Below are 23365 nucleotides of genomic sequence, written 5' to 3'. Positions count from 1 at the left end.
ACCTATCAACTATAAAATACAATAGATTACCTATTCGTTGATAAAACATGAAACATTTAATTTTCACTTTTTTCATATTCTTTAGTCTTCTTTCATCGAGTCAAAATCTTGTTCTTAATCCAAGTTTTGAAGATTATGAAAGATGTCCAGAAATCATTGGGCAATTCAGTAGAAATGTAACAGGTTGGTCTATTCCAAATTTAGGATCCACTGATTTTTTTAGTACTTGCAGCAAAGCTGTTGGGTCTCATAATTACATTGGTTATCAAATGCCCAAAGACGGCAAATCTTATGCCGGTTTTTATGCGTTTTCACCAGATAACTATAGAGAATATGTTCAAGGAGAGTTAAGTGAATTATTAGAAGAAGGCAAAGCTTATAAGCTTACATTTTATATCAGTTTAGCTGAGAATTCAACAGATGCTCTAAAAGGTATTCAAGTTTTATTTACAGAGCAGAAGTTGGTGTTGTCTACGAAAAGTTTTAAAGCCATTTCTGAAACCAATATTAACCCTAAAAAACACACGAATAAACGTTTTCGTTTACATTCTACTGATTCTGAATTATTTTATAATGATAGAGTTAATTGGACAAAAGTTTCCCTAGAATTTATTGCTGAAGGCTATGAAACTCATTTTTTAATAGGAAATTTTAATAATAATAAAAGGACAGAACTACAGGAAATATTAAAAACAACTAAAGCTAAACATCAATTTTCCTATTACTACATAGACGACATTTCTATTGAACCCTTAGTAAAAGAAGAAAAAGGAATAATAATTGAGAAAACTAAAGAACCAAAACTTAAAACCAATGAAATCTATACGTTCAAAAATGTATTGTTCGATATTGATAAAGCAGAATTACTAGTGGCATCAAAAGAAGAACTTAATCAGCTATATTCACATTTAAAAAGTAATCCTAGTTTTAAAGTTGAAATTTACGGCCATACAGACAATACAGTTATAGAAAATAGAAATAAAGAATTATCTGAGCAACGTGCAAAAGCTGTGGCAGATTATTTAATTTTACAAGGTCTAAATACTTCAAGAATAAAATCTTTTGGCTATGGAAGTTCGCAACCTTTGTCAACCAACGATACGGAAGAAGGAAAACAGCAAAATAGACGTGTAACGTTTAAAATAATAGACTAAAAATTGGCAAAAAACGACCCTTACGCAGCATTAAGAATTAAAGAATTCAACATTTTTTTATTAGTAAGATTTGCCTTAGTTTTTGGTTGGTCTATGCAATTTGTTGTAATTGAATGGCAAGTGTATTCAATGACTAACGACAAATTGAGTCTTGCCATAATAGGTCTATGCGAGTTTTTACCTGCTTTTTTTCTAGCACCTTTTGCAGGTCATATTGCTGATAAAAAAGAAAAACGAAATCTTTTTGCACTATGTATTGCACTGTTTTCATTTATAAGTTTTGGATTGTTTTGGTTGACGTCTAATCAAATTGAAACCTCATGGACAACCAATACTATTTTATACAGTATTTATGGTTTGGTGTTTTTTGGTGGTGTTTTAAGAGCGTTTTTTGGCCCAACTATATTTTCATTAATCGGATTACTCGTTCCAAAGAAAATTTATCCCAACGCAGCAACATGGAGCAGTAGTACTTGGAAAGGTGCTAGTGTCTTTGGAGCATTATTAGGTGGATTTTTAATCGCTTGGATTGGTGTTCATTATACGCTTGGTATTATATTCTTATTGGTTATGCTGTCCTTACTGTTAGTATTTGGAATTGCCAAAAAACCAATTTTAAATCAAGGAAATACCGAAACCGTAAAAGAGAGTCTTAAAGCAGGACTCAATTTTGTGTTTAATGACAAAGTGGTGTTAGGAGCATTAACCTTAGATATGATTGCCGTATTGTTTGGTGGTGCTGTTGCTATTTTTACCGTTTTTGCAAAAGATATATTAGATGCAGGACCAAAAGGTTTAGGTATTTTACACGCTGCATTATCCTCAGGAAGTATTTTAACCATGTTAGCTACAACATACATTCCTATTGCAAAAAGCACAGGAAAAAAATTATTGATTTCAATTTTTGGCTTTGGTCTTTGTATGATCGTTTTTGGTGCTTCAAAATTTATGTGGCTTAGTGTTGTAGCTTTATTCCTTGCTGGTGTTTTTGATGGAATTTCTATGGTTGTACGTCAAACTATATTACAATTAAAAACGCCAGACCATATGAGAGGACGCGTTGGTGCTGTTAATTCTATGTTTGTTGGGTCATCTAACGAACTTGGTGCTGTAGAAAGTGGAATAGCAGCCAGATTATTTGGCGCACCTTTAGCCGTTGTGCTTGGCGGAACTGTAACACTTATTGTTGTTTCCGTTATAGGACTTAAGAATAAACCTTTAAGAACTCTAGATTTACAACACGATATTGAGGAGCACGAAAAAGAGGATGTCGTTTAGTATTTCTTCAATTCAAAAGTAGTTCCGTCAAAAACACCATAGGTGTAATACTGAATCCAATCACCAAGATTCACGTATTTAGACGTTTCGTTAAGTTGAATTTCAAGCGGTAAATGTCTATGACCAAAAATGAAGAAATCTCTGTGTTTGTCTTCAAGTTTACGTTTGGCATATTGAGCCAACCACTCGTTGTCTTCACCTAAAAATTTAGCGTCATCATCACCAGAAATCATTTTATTTTTTACAGACATGTATTGCCCAATCTTTAAACCAATATCTGGATGCATCCATCTAAACAGCCATTTAAAAAAGGGATTAGTAAACACCTTTTTCATGCGTTTGTAGCCTTTGTCTTTAGGGCCTAAACCATCACCATGACCAATAAAAAAGGTTGTATCGTTAAAAGAGAATTCTTGTGGTTTATGAAAAACAGTAATGTTTAATTCTGTTTTAAAGTAATCTTTCATCCATAAATCATGATTCCCTACAAAGAAATAAACTGGAATTCCAGAATCTGTAATTTCAGCTAATTTCCCTAAAGTTCGCGTAAATCCTTTTGGGACCACTGTTTTATATTCAAACCAGAAATCAAATAAATCGCCTAGTAGAAAAATAGCAGCAGCATCTTCTTTAATCTCATCTAACCAAGCTACAAATTTTTTTTCACGAGGTTTTGATGCTTCAGGTGTTGGTGCACCTAAATGATTATCTGATGAGAAGTAGATTTTTTTTCCTTCAGCAAGTGTTATGTGATGAGTTTTATTCATTATCCGAAGCGTACCATTCAGCAAAACTCGTTGATGTTTCAGACAGTTTTAAAGAATGTAATGCTATGTTCTCTGGTAAGTGTTTCTTTATTTTTTCAGCAAAATCAATGACCATCATCTCTGTTGTAGGTTGATAATCTACGAGTATAATATGATGTTCTTGATTTTTTAGTTCTTCAGCTAAGTTTAAATGTGGTGTATTTTTATTAAAAATCATTGAGTGATCAAAAACATCAATAATTTCTTTATTTACAATCTTTTTAAGATCACCAAAATCTATCACCATTCCAAATTTCACATTAGAATGATCAATAATAGGTTCACCAATTACGGTAACAAATAAATGATAACTATGACCATGCAGGTTTTTACATTTACCATCATAACCATAAAGCGCATGACCTGCTTCAAATGAAAACTGTTTTGTTATACGAATTTTACTCATTATCGTCTTTTATTACGGTTATAGAAATATACAATTATTAGCACCAATCCTAGGACTAAAAACAAGCCGTTTCCGCCTAAAAAGTTAAGAATATCCATACTAATTATCTTTATATCTGTTTTTGTTATATCTATAAATGACAAAAGCTATAATAACTAAAACCACAAAAGGTAATAGCGTGCCAATAAAAACTCCAATACTGTAATTGTCATCTGGCGCCTGCTTCAGTTTTTCGTCTATTTTGGTATTTTGAATTAAGGCAATTAGAAAACTCATTTATAGAAATTTAATTTCTCGAACAAATTTAAGTGTTTTGAGCAAGGCTTTTGAATGTTTTCCTAAATTTTATGATTAAGGGTAAACCACGAGCTATCATCCAAAGTGTAAATGCTATAAAAATGCCAGTAAGTTTATAGTTTTGGGCATCTGTCCAATATATAACAGGAATAAATATAACTAATGTTGAGAATAGCAACACGTTTCTTAAATATTTCATTTTACCAAGACCTTTAAAAACGCCATCAAAAATAAACGCTAAAGCACATAAGGGTTGCATGGCTAGAATAATCCAAAATATATTGTAGAATTCTTTTAAAACGTATTCATCGTTACTGAATAAACGACCCAAAGGATAATAAAATAGAGCACCAATTAATCCTATAAATAAGCCAACAATAATACCATATTTAATGAGTTTATTGCTTAATTCAATTAGTGTTTTATAATTTTTAGCACCATATAGTTTACCCGATAAAATATTACCAGCACTAGCATAACCATCAATAAGAAACGCACCAAAAAACCAAAGGTTTATAGCAATAGTATAGGCTGCTATGTAACTTTCGCCATATTTGGTGGCAAAGCTTGTCCCAAAATATAAAGCGGCATTTAAAGCCAGTGTTCTTATAAATAAATTTAGAATCATTAGTGTAAAACGTTTCATTTCGTGATTAAATGGAAATGAAACCAATAATGGAATATTCGTTTTTTTAAGCAAGTAATACGCAGAAAGAAAAGCCATAATTATTTGAGCAATAACGCTCGCGTAAGCAGCACCTTCAATATGCAATGCTGGAATAAAATCTTGAATTCCGTAAACTAAGACAAAGTCTAGAATAATATTTGAAACAGCACCAGAAATAGCAATCAACATTGGGTAGTAAGTGTTTTGAAGACCTCTAAACGTCCCAAAAACAGCAATAGTAAAAAGTGTAAAAGGAAATCCAAATACACGAATTTGATAATAATCAACGCAAAATTCTAAAATGCTTCCTGAAGCGTTGTAAAGCTTAAATATTTGAGATGCTAATGGAAAAGAAATAGCAATAATTATAAGACTTAAACTTGTAATAACAAATATAGCTTGTGCTGGTAAGTTTTTAACGGCTTCTACATTTCCTGCGCCTAAATATTGAGAAATGATAGAGGAAATAGAACTGCGTGCTTGTCCTAAAACCCAAATGAGCATAGACATAAATGTACTCACAATACCAATAGCGGCTAAAGATTCTGTGGCATTAAATTCCATGTTGCGAATTATAGCCAAATCGGTTAACGACAGAATAGGTTCCGAAATTCCAGCAATAATTGCGGGAACAGCTAACGTATTTATCTGTTTTAAAGTTATAGATCTGCTCACAATATCAATTCGTAACAATGGAAGGGAAATTCACTCTGTTTTGGGAAGTGTATATCACCTAATCGTTTATACCCGCGAAGTTCGTAAAACTTTTGGTTTCTTTTGTTCTGTGAAAAGGTGTCTAATCTTATAGAGGTATAGTTGTTTTCAATGGCAAATTGTTCTGCATAACTCATTAGTTGTTGAGCATAACCATTACCTTGATATTTTGGGTGTACAGCCAAACGATGAATATAAATGTTGTTTTGGTTTGAAGTTATCCATTTAATTGATTCATATTCTGCATCCATATATGTAGAAATAACAATAGTTCCATTGACTTTACCATTGATTTCTAATACATAAAGTTCCTTTCGGTTAATATCATTTTGAAATGCGAATTTATTCGGATAACGACTGTTCCATTGGTAAATGTGATTTGCTATCATAGCTTTAGCACAAGCTTTTGTTAGTAACAAAATAGAATCTATATCTTTTTCATGTGCTTTACGAATCATTTTTAATGTTTATTTTTGTTTAAAATTATTTCAGATGAAAACGATATTAGTTCCTGTTGGGTCTTCAAAAAATGCACAATCGCATTTACAGTATGCCGTAGATTTTGCTAAAGCATTTGGTGCAAAAGTATATGTAGTTCAAATATATAATGTTTATACTAAGGCTGGCACAATGATTAAAATAGATCCTATTTTAGAGGCTGAATCTAAATCTTTTTTAGAAACACATGTATCCTCTATTGACACTAAAGGTGTTGATGTGATTATTAGAACTTTTAAGGGAAAATTAATTGATACCTTAGAAAAAGTTTGTGATGCATTGAAGGTAGATTTAATAATTCTTGAGCCAAGAACTAATTCAATAAAAGATGAAGTTTATTTAGGGAAGACGTCTGGAAAAATTATAAAGCAAACGCAGATTCCGGCTTTGATTGTGCCAGAAGGCTATACGTTTAAACCATTTGAAAAGTTATTGATAGCTTTAAAATCGGCAATTATAAAAAAAGACAATGTGCTTTATCCATTGGCTTCGATAAAAGCTCAATTTAATGCTGCTGTCACTTTACTTTTAGTAAAAACACCACATCATAAAAAACACGATTTTGATGTTAATGATGAGTTACAGTCTCTTGTCTCATCAACTAAATATGCAGATAGTCCAACAACTTTTATGGCCTTTTTGGAACATCATAAAGAAAATAACCCAGATTTATTATGTGTGGTTAGGCGTAAGCGAGGATTCTTTAAGAAGCTTTGGGAAAAAAATACCATTTTAAAGAAAGACTTCCATAGTACTAAAATGCCTGTTTTAGTGTTGAGTGGATTGAAGTAAACAGACAAGTTTACCTTTTTATAAAATCAATTACTTGGTCTACAACAGCATTCAATTCATTAGAAAGCTCGCTTTTATTCCAAGGATGTTTAGTGTTAAACACATGGTCTGCGTTATCAATTATTTTGTATTCGCTATTAGGATTCCATTGATGTAAAGCTTCGGCTTCATCAATTTTTACGGAAGTATCATCAGAGCCATGAATAATTAAATGTGGTATGTTTAAACGTCTCTCTGCAGATTCAATATGAAGGCGTTCTTCGTTGGCTTTAAAATCTTCAAAAAACTGATAGAAATGTGGCATTTGTTGTTTAGTTCTTCCATTTAAAACATACTTAACACCTTCTTTTTTCCATGAGTCTAAATCACCAATAGTTGCAGTGCGTTTGCCAAAGTCACACACGCTTGCTAAGGTTATGAGTTTGGTAATTCTATGGTCTTCTGAGGCTTTTAAGATTGTAATTCCACCACCACGACTATGACCAATAAGCGAAATGTTTTGGATATTGATATTAGAGTTGCTTTTGAAATAATCTTGAGTCCAGGTTATAACCGCATCTAAATCGTCTAACTCCTTAGTATAATTGTTATTTCCAAAAGCTTCCAAATCAGGAAAATCTATGGGATTGTCCATAGTACCACCATTATGAGAAAAGTTGAATTTAATAAAACAGAATCCAGCTTTAGCTAAAGTTTCAGACATAAGATCCCAAGCTCCCCAATCTTTAAATCCTTTATAACCATGACTAAAAATAACAACAGATTGATTTTCTATGTTTTCAGAATAAAAAGTATCAATTAATATTGGTTTTTTGTTGTCTCTTTCTAGAATTATGTTCTTATCGATTTTCATTAGTCGAGTTCTTTTTCAATGAAATTAATCTCAGGATTACATATTTCAAGAATCAATTTTTTTAGTTCAATTTCAAAATTATCTAAAGTCTCTTGAGTGATAAGTTGATCTTTAGATCGCGAATTTGATGATGGCTTTTTTCCAAATTTTAAGAAACCTTCATTTAAATTTTTAAATGAAATTATGCCAGCATTAATTGGTAATTCAATGCGGTTTTGTTGTTTCATCATATATGCGTAGCACAACACTTGAAAAGACTTACTGTATTTATCATAATCTGTGGTTAAATCTTCCCAGTCAACAACTTCTACTTTATTTTGAGTCACTTTACCAGACTTGTAATCTATAACTCGTGTAAGACCATTAAAGCTATCAACTCTATCTACTTTTCCTCTAAGTTTAACAGGAAAATCTAAACCTTCAATTTTAATTTCTATATGTTCATCGGCTTCAATGGAGAGTATCTTTATTTCGTGGCCTTGTTTTACACTTTCAATTTCTTTATTTAGGAAATTAGTGATGTAACGTTGGGCAATTTCAAAAATGATGAGGTTTTTTCCGGTTGAAAATCCACCTTTATTATAAAGCGTTTCAAAGTGTTTTGTAACCATCGCTTTAACTTGGCTCTTAAACATTTTAAGATGCTCTAAGGTAAGAACAGAACCTTCAATTGGTTTGTAAAAATCTTCTAAAGAATTATGTATTACTGAACCCAAAGTGTTGGCTGCAATGTTTTCTTCTACCTCGTCAAATTCTTTAATACCTAATATTTTATCGTAATAGAAATCTATAGGATTACGTATGTAATTGGTTAATGAGGATGGCGAATAACCTTTGTTAGATAAAACTTTTATTTGCTCTATAACGGCAGGTGTCTTTATTATTTCTTGTAACTTTTGCTCTACAATTGGTACTTCTGGGGAAACTATTTTGTGCTGAACGTCATGAATCCCTTCAATATCTAATTGGGTAATGAACCTACTTTTTTCGCCACCTTTTAGTGCATCTACTTCTGTATTATATAAAATGTAAACGTTTTTTGCACGTTGTAGTAGTCGGTAGAAGTGATAGGTGTAAACGGCATCTTTTTCTTTAAAGGTTGGTAGATTATTTTCTGTTTTAACGTCAAACGGAATAAAGGAATTATTAGTTTTTCCCGATGGTAAAATGCCTTCATTCACAGAGCTGATGATAACAGTTTCAAAATCTAGAACTCGAGACTCTAACATTCCCATAATTTGAAGCCCTTCTAACGGTTCGCCTTTAAAATCTAAAGTTTCTGAACTTAATAGTTCTTTATAAATGGATTGTAATGCTACAATGGAATTGAGATATTGATACGTATTATTGACTTCCTTAATCTGATTGAATAAGGTATTAAAACGGTATAAATATTCTAACTCAAGACTGAATTTTTGTTTGTCATCGTTGTAATACGATTTCATTTTTAAAATCAGTTCTAGACAATGATTTAATGCAATATTTGGTGAATTATTCCAAGTTTTAAAAAGTAAGTCTAAATATTCGGAATGTGAATTATCTATATTTTTTAATTCGGTAACTGTTAAATAAACTAAATTTTGCTGTTGAATATGAAGTACAATCTTACTTGAAATGTTACCCGTTTCAGTTTCAAACAATGGATAAACAGTTGGATGCGATAGAATACTAATCACATCTTTGAAATAAAACTGCTTTAAGTTGTTTTTGTGGGCCGAAAATAATAGCTGAAATAAAGAAGCTAAAGGCACAAACTCTAACGGTAAACCCATAGTAACATTTAGTTTTTTAATGTTACTGGGAATAGAGTTAAGAACTGGTAATAATAATTGCTCTTCGCCTAAAACTACGGCTATTTTTGATAAATTATTGTCTTTTTGTGTGATGTCCTCTAATATTTGACCTATATATTTTGCTTGGCCAACAAGTTTTGGGATTCCGATGGCCTGAATGTTTTTTACTTCAGAATAATGAGAGGTAGTCCAATTAAACGGATGAGTTTCAAAGTAATTCCATTGATTTTTATGTTGTCTCGTAAACCAACCTGCATCATGGATGTTATCATTTATAAAAGCCTTGTCAATATCCCAATAGATATGAGAGGTTGTATTTTTTAATAAACTTTGTATAATTGTAGATTCAGCTGTATTGAGAGCGTTGAATCCTAAAAATACATGAGTTTTATTAGAGCTTTCAATATAGGAATCTAGGTTTTTTACGGCCGTTCTATAAATTAGTCCTTGATAACCTTGTTTAATTTTTAAAAGGTTTTCTACAAAGGCTATATAATAGTTTTTAAGCTGTTTCCAGAACTTTAAGTGATTCTTCACTAATTCTGTTGGGTTAGTTTCTAACGACCAGTGATTAAGCTCTTGAATGTCTTTTAAGTAATCAAAGATATGCTCGTGTGGTATAAGGTAACGATCTATCTCATTAAAGTCTTGTAATAAGATTTGAGCCCATTTAGAAAAAGAATCGAATGTTTCTTGTTCGTTTTTAGGTGTAATTTTTATATACGTTTCGTAGAGTCTAAATAATAAGTCTGTATTTGGTAAATTTTGTAGACCAGATAAGTCTTCTACAAATTCTTCAATACTGACGATTTGTGGTGCAAAAATAGGTTGATCTATTAGCGTAGATAAATGATGTTTAAGAAAAACACCAGCACGTTTACTGGGAAGGATAAAATTTAAATCTTCTAGATTTAACTCTTTTTGTTTAAGATCTATTAATACGGATTTTATAAAACCAATCATTTTATAAAAATAAAAAACGCTCCGAACTTCGGAGCGTTTTTCAACTTTATTTTAGAATGTAATTTGTGATTAGTTTTTCAACTTCACTTCTACACGTCTGTTTTCTTTTCTACCAGCTGCTGTTCTATTGTTAGCAATTGGAGTAGACTCACCAAAACCAGCTGCTGTTAATCTATCAGCTGCAATACCATTAGAAATTAAATAATCTCTAACTGCATTTGCTCTTCTTTCTGATAACGCTTGGTTACTTGAAGATGAACCTTGACTATCTGTATGACCTTCGATAGAGAAATCTGCTCTTGGGTATTCTTTTAAGATAGCTGTCATTGCTTGTAATACTTGATCAGTTGATTTCTGGAAACTAGCTTTACCTGACTGGAATAAGATTGTTCTTGCATACTCATTTAAAGTATTCATTACTTCTTCAGTTGGCTTAACTTCAGGACAACCGTTATTGGCAGCTGTACCAGCTTCGCTAGGACATTTATCATCTTTATCTAAGATACCATCACCATCAGTATCAGGCCAAGGACATCCGTTATTAGCAGCAGGACCTGCTTCGTTAGGACAGTTATCAGAACCATCAGCAACACCGTCACCATCAGCATCTGGACAACCAGCTAAAGTTTTTAAACCAGCTACATTAGGACATTTATCATCCTTATCCATTACACCATCACCATCGGCATCAGGACATCCATTAAATTCTGCTAAACCAGCAGTGTTAGGACAGTCATCTTTAGAATCTTGGATACCGTCATTATCAGAATCAGGACAACCATTAAAGATTTCTAATCCAGCTTCTTCTGGACAAGCATCGTCTTTGTCATAAATACCGTCGCCATCAGTATCAGTACCACCAAATTTAAATGATACACCAACTGAATGTTGGAAATGCTTTTTCATGTTATCTTCAAAAGCATGCTTGTAAGTAGATTGTACATCGATACCAATTTGCTCAGTAAGCCAAAATTTAAGTCCTAAAGAACCGTTTAATGTACCTGCACCAGAATCGTCTAACCAAGTGTAACCACCACCAATACCAACGTAAGGGTCGATAACTTTAGAGTTAATTACTTCCATTAAACTATATGATACTCTACCATCTAAAGCATAATAACTTAAGTCATCAACTCTATTTGTTGATTCTGCTCCAGAAAATGCGTCAACGTTAGATCCTACTTTATCAATTTTATTTAAAGAACCTGTAGCTGTGAATGTGAACCCATCACTAAGGTATCTTGAAACTGCAATCGTAGAAAGAGATGGAAATACGTTCCAATGATCTTCTGCGTTAAAGTACTCGTCAAAATAATCTCCTTGTGGAGTATCTTCTCCAACTGGATAAAAGTCAACAGCGTTAGCTCCGACTGTAATAGACCATGGATTGTTCTTGTCTTGAGCATTAGAAGTGCTAAAACTTGCAATAAGCACGGCAACAAAAAATAATCTGCTAAGATTTTTCATATTGTAATTAATTTAAATTTTAAGTGTTAATTGTATGCAAAAGTAAGTTGTTAAATGTTATTAACAAAGACAAAAGTATAAAATTATTACGTTCATAACCCTAATTTTACTCGTTTGAGATAATATATTTAGTATATCAGATAACATTCAATGCTTTCCCAACTTTAATGAATGCGGAGATGGCTTTGTCAAGTTGTTCTTGGTTATGAGCCGCTGATAGTTGTACTCTTATTCTTGCTTTATCTTTTGGAACCACAGGGTAGAAGAAACCTATAACGTAGATACCTTCTTCTAATAACATATTTGCCATATTTTGAGATAATTTTGCATCATATAACATTACTGGAACAATAGCAGAATCTCCATCTACAATATCAAAACCTGCTTCTTTCATTCCTTTTTTAAAGTATTTGGTATTCCAATCTACTTTATCCCTTAAGGAGGTGTCATTCTTTAACATGTCAAAAACTTTAATTGAAGCACCAACAATAGCTGGTGCTAAAGAATTTGAGAACAAGTAAGGTCTAGAGCGTTGACGTAACAATTCTACAATTTCTTTTTTAGCGGTGGTATAACCACCCATTGCGCCACCCATCGCTTTACCTAATGTTCCGGTAATAATATCTATTCTGCCTAAAACACCTTTTTCTTCTAAAGTTCCTATACCAGATTCTCCAATAAAACCTGTTGCGTGGCATTCATCAATCATTACCATGGCATCATACTTATCTGCTAAATCACAGATTTTGTCTAAAGGTGCTACTAAGCCATCCATTGAAAATACACCATCAGTTACAATGATTTTGAAACGTGCACCATTAGCGTTAGCTTCAATTAACTGTGTTTCTAAATCTGCCATATCATTATTTTGGTAACGATATCTTGCTGCTTTACATAATCTGACACCATCAATGATTGAAGCGTGATTTAAAGAATCTGAAATAATAGCATCTTCCTTGGTTAAAAGCGGTTCAAAAACGCCACCATTAGCATCAAAAGCAGCTGCGTATAATATGGTGTCTTCTGTGCCGTAGAAATCGGCTATTTTTTGTTCTAATTCTTTGTGTATATCTTGTGTGCCACAAATAAAACGAACTGAAGACATACCAAATCCGTGTGTATCCATAGTGTCTTTTGCCGCTTGAATAACTTCTGGATGCGATGACAAGCCTAAATAATTGTTAGCACAAAAGTTTAAAACTTTTTGTCCCGTGTTTAAAGTGATTTCGGCACCTTGAGGAGACGTTATTATGCGCTCTTCTTTGAAAAGGCCAGCTTCTTTTATAGATTCTATTTCTTCTTGTAAATGATTTTTTATGTTTCCGTACATGACTGTAAATTTTGATTGTTTTGCAAAGGTACTATGAATAATTAGACTTCTAGAACTTCAACTGTATCATTTATATACACCAATAATATTTGTGTTACATGGAGTTGCATTCCATTTAAAACCGCTTCATAATTGTTAAGTTGATATGAATGAGATTCTTTAGCATCACCAGTTTTGTAATCTATAATTATAGCTTCATTTTTCGAATTGATATTTAATCGGTCTGGTCTTAAAAGTTGACCAGTATTTGTAATGATGTCGCGCTCGTTGTAGGTTTTAAAATCGTCTTTATAGTATGTTTCTAATTTAGGGTGGTTTAAAACTTCTAAAACTAATTTTTTTAATGATTCGCTATTCTTAGTGGTAATATCGCCAGAGATCAACAAATCTTTAAATGCAGAATCAATGTCGCCAATAGTTATTATTTTCGATAAAATTAAATGCACCAAGTTACCGCGTTCAATGGCAGATTCTTGTTGGGTGTCCCAGAGCAATCCAGATTTGGTAACAATTTTTAGGTTATGATCCTCTTTAGGAACCGAAATTAATTTAAGAGGAATGGACGTACCGTTCTTTTTTGAAACATCTTCGTTAGGTTTTAAGGTTCCATAACTGTATTCTAATTGATTGTCATTCCATTTATTATCGCTAATTAGAAAGTAAATAAACTGACCAGCATAAGTGTCTTTATTAATTATACCTTTAGAGCTTATATCCTTTTTAGAAATAATATATAATTGCTCAACGGCTCTTGTTAAAACCACATAGAGCAAATTGAGGTTGTCTAATTCTAATTGCGATTGGTGTACACTATAAATCTCTGTTCCTATTTCTCCAAAGTGCTCTACGTCTTTATTATAGTTGAGTAATAAGGTATCAAAACCATTATAGTTTTGAGCTTCAACCGGAAACCAAACCTTTGGTTCTAATTCCCTATATATATTAAGATCAGCAAACGGAAAAATAACAACAGGGAATTCTAATCCTTTAGACTTATGAATGGTCATTATCTCAACAGCATTCATATTCTCTGGTGTAACAACGCTTAGTTTTTCTGCTTTGTTTTCAAAATAATTAATAAAACCAGCAATATCTGCATTTTGTTTTTGAGTGAATTCTAATACAACATCTAAGTAAAACTGAAGGTAAGCATCAGAGTCTATATTAAGATTAAAGCATCTTACAATATGCTCTACCAATTCATATAAAGGCAATTGGAGACATTGGTTTTTATCAATATAGATATCTAGCTGTTTTAATTCTAAAAACATATCATCCAGACTTCCCTTAATGTACGAAGTGAAAAATTGGTGTTTATCTTCAATATGAAGCTGCTCAGCCAAATATGAAAGGACTTCAATTTTTAAGCTATCATTTGTAGGTTGAATTAATAATTTTAAAAATGAATTAATAAAATTAACCTTGTCAGAATTTTTTAATAATAACGTTTCCGAAGATGTAATTTTAATGCCTTTTTCATTTAAGTAATTCGCAATTGCAACACCTTCTTTTCGTTTTCTAACCAAAACACAAATATCATTTAATGGAAATCCGTTAGCCAAACATTCGTTTATAGTTGCTAAAACTTCTATGGCATATAACTCATTAATGTCATCTTCTTTTTCTGGATCTAAAAAATTCAGGCTTACGTAACCTTCAGAAGAATTGTGAGTGTTTTGTTTTGCCTTTTTAAATAAATCAGCGTAGGTAACTTCACTAAATGCCGTAGTGCTTAAATAATCAAAAAAAGAATTATTAAATTCAATTACGGCTTTTGAGCTTCTATAATTGGTCTCTAAAGACAATACCTCTGGCTCAATTTGAAAAGGATTACTAATTTTGTTACCTAGTTTTATAAACTGTTCTGCATCACCACCTCTCCATCTATAAATGGCTTGTTTGGCGTCACCAACGAGCATTGCGTCACCATTAGCTGCAGAAAGTGCATTATCTAATAAAGGTACTAAATTTTCCCATTGCATTTTAGAGGTGTCTTGAAACTCATCAATAAAATAATGTTTGAATTTTTCACCTAAACGTTCATAAATAAAGGGTGTAGGCTGTGTTTTTATTTCTTCACTTATAATAGTGTTGAATTCTGAAATCAACATTTTATTCTGATCCGATTTTAAAATATCTAACTCTTTTTTTATAGCATTTAATACTGAAAGCGGTGTAATGTTTTTATAGAATCCCTTTTTAAGCTTTAATTCAAAAATTGAAGCTTTTGAGGAGATAAAATCTTTAGCCAATTGCGGTTGAATACTTTCTATAGTTGAAGCTACATCATCAGATACGCGTTTTGGGTATATGGTATGTCCTTCTATTAAATTATTTTGCCAAGCGGTTTCAAAACCAACTTCAAAATTCTTATTACTTAATTTTTCAAAATATTTAGGAAGATAGCTGCTGCTAAAATCGTTGAATTGTAATCCTGATTCTTCGATAAGAGTTAATGCTGAACTTGCTTTACTTATGATATTTTCTTCAATTTGAAGAATCTCTTTAGATAATTGTTGCTTTAGATTTTTAAAATCTTCAAGTGTTTTGTTTTTAAAAGTTTTAATTGCAGAAAGATCATTCTCATTAACTAAAAGTTTCGAAATTTTATTAAAATCATAACTGATATCCCAGCTCTTATCATCATCTGCTTTTTCAATTGCAAAGTCGACTAATACTTGGGTTAACGTTTTGTCGTTTCCTGCTTTAGAAATCAAACTATCTACCGCTTCGTTGAGAAGCCTATCTTGGTCAAGTTCTACTTCAAAGTTTATAGGTAAATTTAAATCGTGAGCAAATGTTCTAATTACTCTATGTGTAAAACCATCAATAGTAGAAATGTCAAATGCTCCATAATTATGGATGATGTGTTTTAGAATGTTCTTAGATTTTTTTTGTAAATATTCAGGCTTAATGTCTAATTCTTTGCAAATTGCATCAAACATAGGATGCGGATTTGATAAGCTTTCCTCTAATGAAAAAGACCTTAGCATATCAATAATTCGCTCTTTCATTTCGCCAACGGCTTTGTTGGTAAATGTAATGGCCAAAATAGATTTAAATTGATTGTTGTTTTTAGCCTGAACAAGTATTTTTATATAGGCTTTAGCTAAGGTATATGTTTTGCCACTACCTGCTGATGCATCGTATATTTTGTAAGTTGAATTATGCAAGAGAAAATTTTTATACCAAAATAGGGAATCTTAATAGTTTATTAAGAGAAAATCACGCACAAAATTGTAAATTTGAGATCAAAGAAATTATTAATCAATAAAAAATATAATTATTATGGCTTTCGAACTACCGAAATTAAAATATGCTTATGATGCTTTAGAACCAAATATTGATGCTCGTACAATGGAGATTCACTATTCTAAACATCACCAAGGCTACACAAATAAATTAAATGCCGCAATTGAAGGAACTGATCTTGAGGGGAAATCAATTGAGGATATCCTTGGAAACCTAGATATGAGTAATGGAGGTGTAAGAAATAATGGTGGTGGTTTTTATAATCACTCATTATTTTGGGAAGTTATGAATCCTGAAGGAAAAGGGCGTTTGTCTGGAGAATTAAAAGATGCTATTGAAGCAGAATTTGGTTCTTTTGATGCGTTTAAAGATGCTTTTTCTAAAGCTGCAGCTACGCAATTTGGTTCTGGTTGGGCTTGGTTGTGTGTGCATAAAGGAGGGAAAGTAGAAGTTTGTTCTACACCAAACCAAGATAATCCATTAATGCCAGGTGTTACTTGCGAGGGTACTCCTATATTAGGATTAGATGTTTGGGAGCATGCTTATTATTTAAATTACCAAAACAGAAGACCAGATTATATTGAAGCATTTTTTAATGTAATCAACTGGAATGAAGTTGAAAGACGATATGCTGAAGCTAAGTAAGTTAAAGGTATTATATAAAAAAACCGAGTCTTATAAGACTCGGTTTTTTTTATGCTCAAAAATAATTTTAATTGGGAATTGGGTATGAAAAAGGGCGAACAGATGTTCACCCTTTTTGCCCCAAATCTACCATAAACTTAACCTACTTATGTTATGGTGAATCAAATATAAGAGGACAATACCTATGCAATCAATTTTTTGGATAAACGACCTATATATTAGTCTAAGCGTGGAATGCTTATGCTTTGTTTGCTGATAAGTGAAAAATAGAGGGGTTTAAGAAATTTAGACTTTAAAATTAGTCCATAAAAAAAGGTGAACGAAGTTCACCTTTTTTTGCCCCAAATCTACCATGAACTTAACCTACTTATGTTATGGTGGTACCAATGTATATTTTATTTGTTAAAACGAACCTAAATATTGGATGAAATGCATTTTTTTTGGATATAATGTCGTTTTTTTCGGTTAAAATGCTTATTCAGACTGCTATTTAGTACGCTCTTTCTTTATTTCCTTCATAAAAATTGATAAAAGCTCTGTTAACAACTCTATTACCTCCAGGTGTTGGGTAATCGCCTGTAAAGTACCAATCTCCCAAATTTTTAGGACATGCTTTGTGTAAGTTATCAACAGGTTGAAAAATAATTTTTACATCTGCATTTATAGATTCGTCACCTAATAATTCTGAAATTTTATCAGAGATTTGTTCGTCAGTAAAATTGTCATAAACCTCCTTTACGTAATTTATTACTTCAACATCTTTTAAATTGATTTGACGAATACATTTTTTATAAACGTCATCAATAATATTATATTGATTATTGTCTTTTAGCAACTCTAACGCTGCTCTAAAGGCAATTAATGATTCTAAGTTAGCCATATCAATACCATAACAATCTGGATAGCGAATTTGAGGTGCAGAAGATACCACAACAATCTTTTTAGGATTTAACCTATCCATCATTTTAATAATACTTTTCTTAAGCGTAGTTCCTCTAACAATACTATCGTCAATAATAACTAAGTTGTCATTTGGTTTTATTACCCCATAGGTAACGTCATAGACGTGTGCTACTAAATCGTCTCTACTACTATCTTCAGTAATAAACGTTCTCAGTTTTACATCTTTTATGGCTATTTTCTCAATTCTTGGGAATTCAGATAAAATCTCAGTTACTTTTTCTGCAGATAATTTCCCTCCACCATTTAAAATGGATTTTGTTTTCTTTTCGTTGAGGTGATCTTCTACACTTTCTATCATACCAAAAAACGAAGTTTCAGCAGTATTGGGAATGTATGAGAAAACGGTATTTTTGGTGTCGTTATCAATGGCGTCAAGAACTTTTGGCATTAGTAAGCGACCTAGTTTTTTACGTTCTTGATAAATTTCAGCATCACTACCTCTAGAGAAATATATACGCTCAAAGGAGCAGGCTTTGCGCTCTAACGGTTCTAATATTTTTTTAATCTTAGTTGCTCCAGATTTTTTAGTAATAATGGCATGTCCTGGATCTAATTCTTTAACAGCATCAAAAGGAACATTAAATACCGTTTGAATTACAGGACGCTCAGATGCTACAACAACAACTTCATCGTCTTTATAATAGTATGCAGGTCTTATACCAGCAGGATCTCTTAAAACAAAAGAATCACCATGACCTAATAAACCTGCCATAGCGTAACCACCATCCCAGTTTTTTGCTGCTCGTTTTAGAATTTTACTTACCTTTAAACGTTCTGCAATCAAAGGAGAACATTCGTTTTTATTGTAACCTTCCTTTTTAAGATCTCGGTAAATTTTTGAAACAGCATCATCTAAAAAATGGCCAATCTTTTCCATTACAGTAATGGTGTCTGCTTTCTCTTTAGGATGCTGACCTAAATCAATTAAGTTATCAAATAACTCATTAACATTTGTCATGTTAAAGTTACCAGCAACAATAAGGTTTCTATGCATCCAGTTGTTTTGTCTTAGAAATGGATGAACACTTTCTACACTGTTTTTACCAAATGTACCATAGCGTACATGACCTAATAATACTTCACCTATATATGGAATATGCTTTTTTTGTAAATCTACATTATCTTGATATTCAGGATTTTTTGTCAATTCATCATTAATGCGTTCATTAATTTGGGCAAAAATGTCTTGAATCGGTTGTTGCGCAATAGAGCGTACACGACTAATATAACGCTCGCCAGGTTTTGTGTCTAATTTAATACTTGCAAAACCAGCACCATCTTGTCCACGGTTGTGCTGTTTTTCCATCATTAAATACATTTTATTAACACCATAAAAAGCACTTCCATACTTTTCTTTATAATATTCTAAAGGTTTTAAAAGTCTAATGAGTGCAATTCCGCATTCATGTTTTAAAGCATCGCTCATGTTGTGTAATCTGCTATTGTTAGTGTTTAGTCTTTAAATAATTAGAATAAAAAAACGCGCTCAATTTTGAGCGCGTTTTTTTAACTTAATTCTATATCAAATTGTGTTAGACTCTTAAACTGGTCTAATCGTTTATAAATTTCTTTATCCGTTAAATTCTGCATTCGCTCTGTTCCAAATTTTTCAACACAAAACGAAGCAAGTGTGGATCCATAGATAACTGCTGTTTTCATATTTTCAAAAGAGAAATCTCCTGTTTTTGCTAAATAGCCAGCAAAGCCACCAGCAAAAGTATCACCAGCACCTGTAGGATCAAAAACTTCTTCTAAAGGAAGTGCAGGAGCATAAAACACATTGTCATCATGAAACAATAATGCGCCATGTTCTCCTTTTTTTATAACTACATATTTAGGTCCCATTTGGTGAATTTTTCTTGCAGCAACCACTAATGAGTATTCTCCTGTTAATTGTCTTGCTTCTTCATCATTTATGGTAATAACATCAACATTCTTGATTACAGAAAGTAAATCATCTAATGCAATGTCCATCCAGAAATTCATAGTGTCTAAAATGGCCAATTTTGGTTTTTTAGTCATTTGGTCTAATACACCTTGTTGTACAAGTGGGTGTAAATTGCCTAACATAACAACTTCTGAATCTTTGTAGTTTTCAGGAACAATTGGATTAAAATGTTCTAATACATTAAGCTCAGTAACTAAAGTATCACGTGAGTTCATGTCATTATGGTATTTGCCACTCCAAAAGAACGTTTTACCGTCCTTAACGATTTCTACACCTTCAATATCAATATTTCTATTTGCTAAAAGGTCTAAATATTCTTGAGGAAAATCGCCTCCAACTACAGAAACTGCAGCAGAATCAACGTTAAAATTTGAAGCAGATAAACCTATATAAGTTGCTGCACCACCAAGAATTTTATCAGTTTTTCCAAAAGGGGTTTCAATAGCATCAAATGCCACAGTACCTACAATCACTAATTTACTCATTACCTACGTTTGAATTAAGTTGCAAATTTACGTAAAATATATTCCTTGTGAAATACTAAATTTTATAAAGCTAATGAGATCTATTTTCGGCCAAAATCAGCAGGAATTTCTCCCCAAGCTTTAGTTTCCCATTTAACAATTGTTGTAGAATACTCATTGGTTTTCAACCATTGTACCGCACGATCAACTAAATCATAAACGGGTTTGTTTTTTGCATTTCGCTCTAATTTAGAATTACATGTTTTTTTTCGTACCCAACTCATAGCTGTTCTAGAGTCTGTATACATTATACGCTCACTCTTATGTTGTTTCAAAAAAGCTAAACCATGTACCAAGGCTAAAAATTCACCAATATTATTAGTCCCTTGTTCAAAAGGGCCTTGAATAAAGAGTTGTTTTTTTGTTTTAGTGTCTACACCTCTGTATTCCATTATACCAGGATTGCCACTTGAAGCTGCATCTACTGAAATAGAATTATAATTGGGTTGCCCAATTTTTTTTAATTCCGCTTCCGAGAGTTCACTTTTAAAAGATTTTGATTTTCCGATATAATCAAAATAATTCCCTTTTAATGCTTCTTTAGCAGCTTCAAAGGTTGCAAAAGATTTGTATTGCGCACCTTGAAAATCTTTTATTTGAGCTTTACAATCGTTCCACTTTTCAAAAACACCAGTTTTATGTCCTTTCCAAACGGTATAATATTTTTTTTTCTTTTTACTCATCATTCAGTTCTCATGAAAACATGAATCTTAAATTTTACCCTTCACAGTTTCGAAGGCATATTGACTTATAATTTATTAATTATGTTTTATAATAATAATTTGTCTACTACTTTAGGAAAATGCTCCATTTCTAACAAATGAATCTTTTGAGCGACATTTTCTGCAGAATCCATAGGTAAAACCTTACATTTTGCTTGAAAAATAATTGCACCTTCATCATAATTTTCATTTACATAATGTATGGTAATACCAGTTTCGGTTTCTTTGCTTTTAACTACAGCATCATGCACATGCATACCAAACATTCCTTTTCCTCCATATTTAGGCAACAATGCAGGATGAATGTTAATGACCTTATTAGGGAACTCTTTTAGTATAAATTCTGGGAACTTCCATAGAAATCCTGCTAATACTATAAGATCTGGACGCGAAGCCTTTAGTATATTTAAGACATCATCAGATTTTGAAAACGCAATTCTATTAAATGATAAGGCGCTAACTTTCAGTTTTTTACAACGATCTAAAACTTTGGCATGAGGATTGTTAGTTAGTACCTGAATAACAGACGCATTATCGCTGTTGTGAAAAAACTTTATTAAATTTTCAGCATTAGAGCCGCTTCCGGACGCAAAAATTACTACACGTTTCATTTACAGGTATATTTCTTCAATTATTCAAACAAAAAAAAGAATAATAATTAACAATTAGTAGCAAATACCAAATACTTTATCTTTATTTTTACTAAAATTAAAAACACATTTTATCGGTAAAGATGAAAATTCAAATAAAGTTTTTTATTTTTGCCATCTAATTAAAACTTAAAATTAAAAAATTATGTCAGACATTGCATCAAGAGTAAAAGCGATTATCGTAGATAAATTAGGTGTTGATGAAAACGAGGTTGTAACTGAAGCTAGCTTCACAAACGATTTAGGAGCGGATTCATTAGACACTGTAGAATTAATAATGGAATTTGAAAAAGAATTTGATATTCAAATCCCAGACGATCAAGCTGAGAATATTGCAACAGTTGGTCAAGCTGTTTCTTATATAGAAGAAGCTAAATAATAACTTTATTTTTATGGAATTAAAGCGAGTTGTAGTAACAGGTTTAGGTGCACTAACACCAATAGGAAATACCAAAGATGAATATTGGGAAGGTCTTATTAGTGGCAAAAGTGGTGCTGCACCTGTAACACATTTTGATGCTGAAAAGTTCAAAACACAATTTGCTTGTGAAATAAAAAACTTTGAAGTTACTGACTTTATTGATAGAAAATTAGCGCGACAAATGGATAAGTTTTCGCAGTATGCAATGGTTGCTTCAGATGAAGCAATTGCAGACTCAAAACTAGACCTAGAAGCGATAAACAAATTAAGAGTTGGAGTAATTTGGGGAGCTGGTATTGGTGGCTTAGAAACTTTTCAAGATGAAGTTTTAAACTATGCTGCTGGTGACGGAACACCTCGATTTAATCCACGTTTTATACCAAAAATGATTGCTGATATAGCACCAGGAAACATATCTATAAAATATGGTTTTATGGGTCCAAATTATACTACTGTATCTGCATGTGCATCTTCTGCAAATTCAATGATCGATGCTTTAAACACTATACGTTTAGGGTCTTGTGATGTGATTATTACAGGCGGAAGTGAAGCTGCAGTAACTATAGCTGGTATGGGAGGATTTAATGCTATGCACGCAATGAGTACTCGAAACGATGACCCTAAAACGGCCTCTAGACCATTTGATGCAAATCGAGACGGTTTTGTATTAGGCGAAGGAGCAGGAGCTATTGTTTTAGAAGAGTATGAACATGCTAAGGCAAGAGGAGCTAAAATCTATGCAGAAGTTGTAGGTGGTGGTTTATCTTCAGATGCATATCATATGACTGCGCCACATCCTGACGGAATTGGTGTTGTTGCGGTAATGAAAAATTGTTTAGAAAATGCTGGCCTAAATCCCGAAGATGTAGATCATATTAATACACACGGTACATCTACACCATTAGGTGATGTTGCCGAGTTAAAAGCTATATCAGAAGTATTTGGCAGTCATGCTAAAAACATAAATATTAATTCTACTAAATCTATGACTGGTCACTTGTTGGGTGCTGCTGGTGCTGTTGAAGCCATTGCTTCAATTATGGCTATGCAACATGGTATTGTGCCACCAACAATTAACCACGAAACGGTAGACGAAAACATAGATCCAGAATTAAATTTAACACTCAATAAACCTCAGAAACGAGATATAAAAATTGCAATGAGTAATACATTTGGATTTGGCGGTCATAACGCTTGTGTAGTATTCAAAAAATTAGACTAA

Annotated in this window: 20 protein-coding genes; 6 read left to right on the top strand and 14 right to left on the bottom strand. The window is 32.3% G+C overall.

Features of this window, described 5'->3' with window-relative positions; translation table 11 throughout:
* Window positions 1-47 precede the first annotated feature (47 nt).
* Entirely contained in the window at window positions 48-1154 is a 1107-nt protein-coding gene (locus ACJBCC_RS03655; protein ID WP_407556416.1) for an OmpA family protein, read from the top strand.
* 3 nt (window positions 1155-1157) lie between these two features.
* Complete coding sequence (locus ACJBCC_RS03650; RefSeq protein ID WP_299098333.1) at window positions 1158-2432, top strand: MFS transporter; 1275 nt, start codon at window positions 1158-1160, stop codon at window positions 2430-2432.
* On the opposite strand, the gene ACJBCC_RS03645 is transcribed toward ACJBCC_RS03650, so the two are convergent.
* The 5 genes from ACJBCC_RS03645 to ACJBCC_RS03625 all read right to left on the bottom strand — a co-directional run bounded on the left by ACJBCC_RS03645 (window position 2429) and on the right by ACJBCC_RS03625 (window position 5780).
* Window positions 2429-3199 carry a UDP-2,3-diacylglucosamine diphosphatase gene (locus tag ACJBCC_RS03645; protein WP_407556415.1) on the bottom strand — a complete coding sequence of 257 codons (771 nt, stop codon included), beginning with the start codon at window positions 3197-3199 and terminating at the stop codon, window positions 2429-2431. The genes ACJBCC_RS03650 and ACJBCC_RS03645 overlap by 4 nt on opposite strands.
* Window positions 3192-3644 (bottom strand): 6-pyruvoyl trahydropterin synthase family protein, encoded by a 453-nt coding sequence (locus ACJBCC_RS03640; RefSeq protein ID WP_407556414.1) that lies wholly within the window; start codon window positions 3642-3644, stop codon window positions 3192-3194. The genes ACJBCC_RS03645 and ACJBCC_RS03640 overlap by 8 nt, the downstream gene beginning before the upstream one ends.
* A 99-nt stretch (window positions 3645-3743) precedes the next feature.
* Window positions 3744-3920 carry a hypothetical protein gene (locus ACJBCC_RS03635; protein WP_299098335.1) on the bottom strand — a complete coding sequence of 59 codons (177 nt, stop codon included), beginning with the start codon at window positions 3918-3920 and terminating at the stop codon, window positions 3744-3746.
* Between the two features lie 28 nt (window positions 3921-3948).
* Window positions 3949-5283, bottom strand: a complete 1335-nt coding sequence (locus ACJBCC_RS03630) for an MATE family efflux transporter (protein ID WP_407556413.1) — start codon at window positions 5281-5283, stop codon at window positions 3949-3951.
* The gene (locus ACJBCC_RS03625; protein ID WP_407556412.1) at window positions 5280-5780 is read right to left on the bottom strand and encodes a GNAT family N-acetyltransferase; all 501 of its coding nucleotides are present in this window, start codon (window positions 5778-5780) and stop codon (window positions 5280-5282) included. Before ACJBCC_RS03625 ends, ACJBCC_RS03630 begins: the two co-directional genes overlap by 4 nt.
* Before the next feature lie 34 nt (window positions 5781-5814).
* Between ACJBCC_RS03625 and ACJBCC_RS03620 the strand changes: the two genes are divergently transcribed.
* Window positions 5815-6612, top strand: a complete 798-nt coding sequence (locus tag ACJBCC_RS03620) for a universal stress protein (protein WP_299098338.1) — start codon at window positions 5815-5817, stop codon at window positions 6610-6612.
* A 10-nt stretch (window positions 6613-6622) separates the two neighbouring features.
* Here ACJBCC_RS03620 and ACJBCC_RS03615 read toward each other — a convergent pair whose 3' ends face one another.
* From ACJBCC_RS03615 to ACJBCC_RS03595, 5 genes are all read right to left on the bottom strand, one after another.
* Window positions 6623-7465 (bottom strand): S9 family peptidase, encoded by an 843-nt coding sequence (locus ACJBCC_RS03615; protein ID WP_299098339.1) that lies wholly within the window; start codon window positions 7463-7465, stop codon window positions 6623-6625.
* Window positions 7465-10221, bottom strand: coding sequence for a PD-(D/E)XK nuclease family protein (locus ACJBCC_RS03610; protein ID WP_299098340.1), 2757 nt, complete (start codon window positions 10219-10221; stop codon window positions 7465-7467). The genes ACJBCC_RS03615 and ACJBCC_RS03610 overlap by 1 nt, the downstream gene beginning before the upstream one ends.
* 69 nt (window positions 10222-10290) lie before the next feature.
* On the bottom strand, window positions 10291-11688 hold the full coding sequence (locus tag ACJBCC_RS03605) for an OmpA family protein (protein WP_299098341.1): 1398 nt from the start codon (window positions 11686-11688) through the stop codon (window positions 10291-10293).
* Window positions 11689-11824: 136 nt separating this feature from the next.
* On the bottom strand, window positions 11825-13018 hold the full coding sequence (gene kbl / locus ACJBCC_RS03600) for a glycine C-acetyltransferase (protein WP_299098342.1): 1194 nt from the start codon (window positions 13016-13018) through the stop codon (window positions 11825-11827).
* A gap of 41 nt (window positions 13019-13059) precedes the next feature.
* The gene (locus ACJBCC_RS03595) at window positions 13060-16191 is read right to left on the bottom strand and encodes an exodeoxyribonuclease V subunit beta (RefSeq protein WP_299098343.1); all 3132 of its coding nucleotides are present in this window, start codon (window positions 16189-16191) and stop codon (window positions 13060-13062) included.
* A gap of 115 nt (window positions 16192-16306) precedes the next feature.
* Between ACJBCC_RS03595 and ACJBCC_RS03590 the strand changes: the two genes are divergently transcribed.
* Window positions 16307-16915 (top strand): superoxide dismutase, encoded by a 609-nt coding sequence (locus tag ACJBCC_RS03590; protein WP_299098344.1) that lies wholly within the window; start codon window positions 16307-16309, stop codon window positions 16913-16915.
* A gap of 490 nt (window positions 16916-17405) precedes the next feature.
* Here ACJBCC_RS03590 and ACJBCC_RS03585 read toward each other — a convergent pair whose 3' ends face one another.
* From ACJBCC_RS03585 to ACJBCC_RS03570, 4 genes are all read right to left on the bottom strand, one after another.
* The gene (locus ACJBCC_RS03585; RefSeq protein ID WP_299098345.1) at window positions 17406-19304 is read right to left on the bottom strand and encodes an amidophosphoribosyltransferase; all 1899 of its coding nucleotides are present in this window, start codon (window positions 19302-19304) and stop codon (window positions 17406-17408) included.
* A gap of 80 nt (window positions 19305-19384) precedes the next feature.
* A complete protein-coding gene (locus ACJBCC_RS03580; RefSeq protein ID WP_299098346.1) occupies window positions 19385-20311 on the bottom strand; it encodes a PfkB family carbohydrate kinase in 927 nt (308 codons plus the stop codon).
* Between the two features lie 80 nt (window positions 20312-20391).
* Window positions 20392-21033 carry a ribonuclease H family protein gene (locus ACJBCC_RS03575; protein WP_299098347.1) on the bottom strand — a complete coding sequence of 214 codons (642 nt, stop codon included), beginning with the start codon at window positions 21031-21033 and terminating at the stop codon, window positions 20392-20394.
* An 86-nt stretch (window positions 21034-21119) separates the two neighbouring features.
* Window positions 21120-21683 carry a phosphoribosylglycinamide formyltransferase gene (locus tag ACJBCC_RS03570; RefSeq protein WP_299098348.1) on the bottom strand — a complete coding sequence of 188 codons (564 nt, stop codon included), beginning with the start codon at window positions 21681-21683 and terminating at the stop codon, window positions 21120-21122.
* Window positions 21684-21867: 184 nt separating this feature from the next.
* On the opposite strand from ACJBCC_RS03570, the gene ACJBCC_RS03565 reads away from it, so the two are divergent.
* Together ACJBCC_RS03565 and fabF are read left to right on the top strand one after the other, a co-directional pair.
* A complete protein-coding gene (locus ACJBCC_RS03565) occupies window positions 21868-22101 on the top strand; it encodes an acyl carrier protein (protein WP_013750595.1) in 234 nt (77 codons plus the stop codon).
* 13 nt (window positions 22102-22114) lie between these two features.
* Window positions 22115-23365 carry a beta-ketoacyl-ACP synthase II gene (gene fabF, locus ACJBCC_RS03560; protein ID WP_299098349.1) on the top strand — a complete coding sequence of 417 codons (1251 nt, stop codon included), beginning with the start codon at window positions 22115-22117 and terminating at the stop codon, window positions 23363-23365.

The organism is Winogradskyella sp. 4-2091 (genome assembly GCF_045765065.1).
GTDB lineage: Bacteria > Bacteroidota > Bacteroidia > Flavobacteriales > Flavobacteriaceae > Winogradskyella.
Note: the sequence above shows the minus strand (reverse complement) of the source record. Positions and strands in the feature narration are given on the sequence as shown.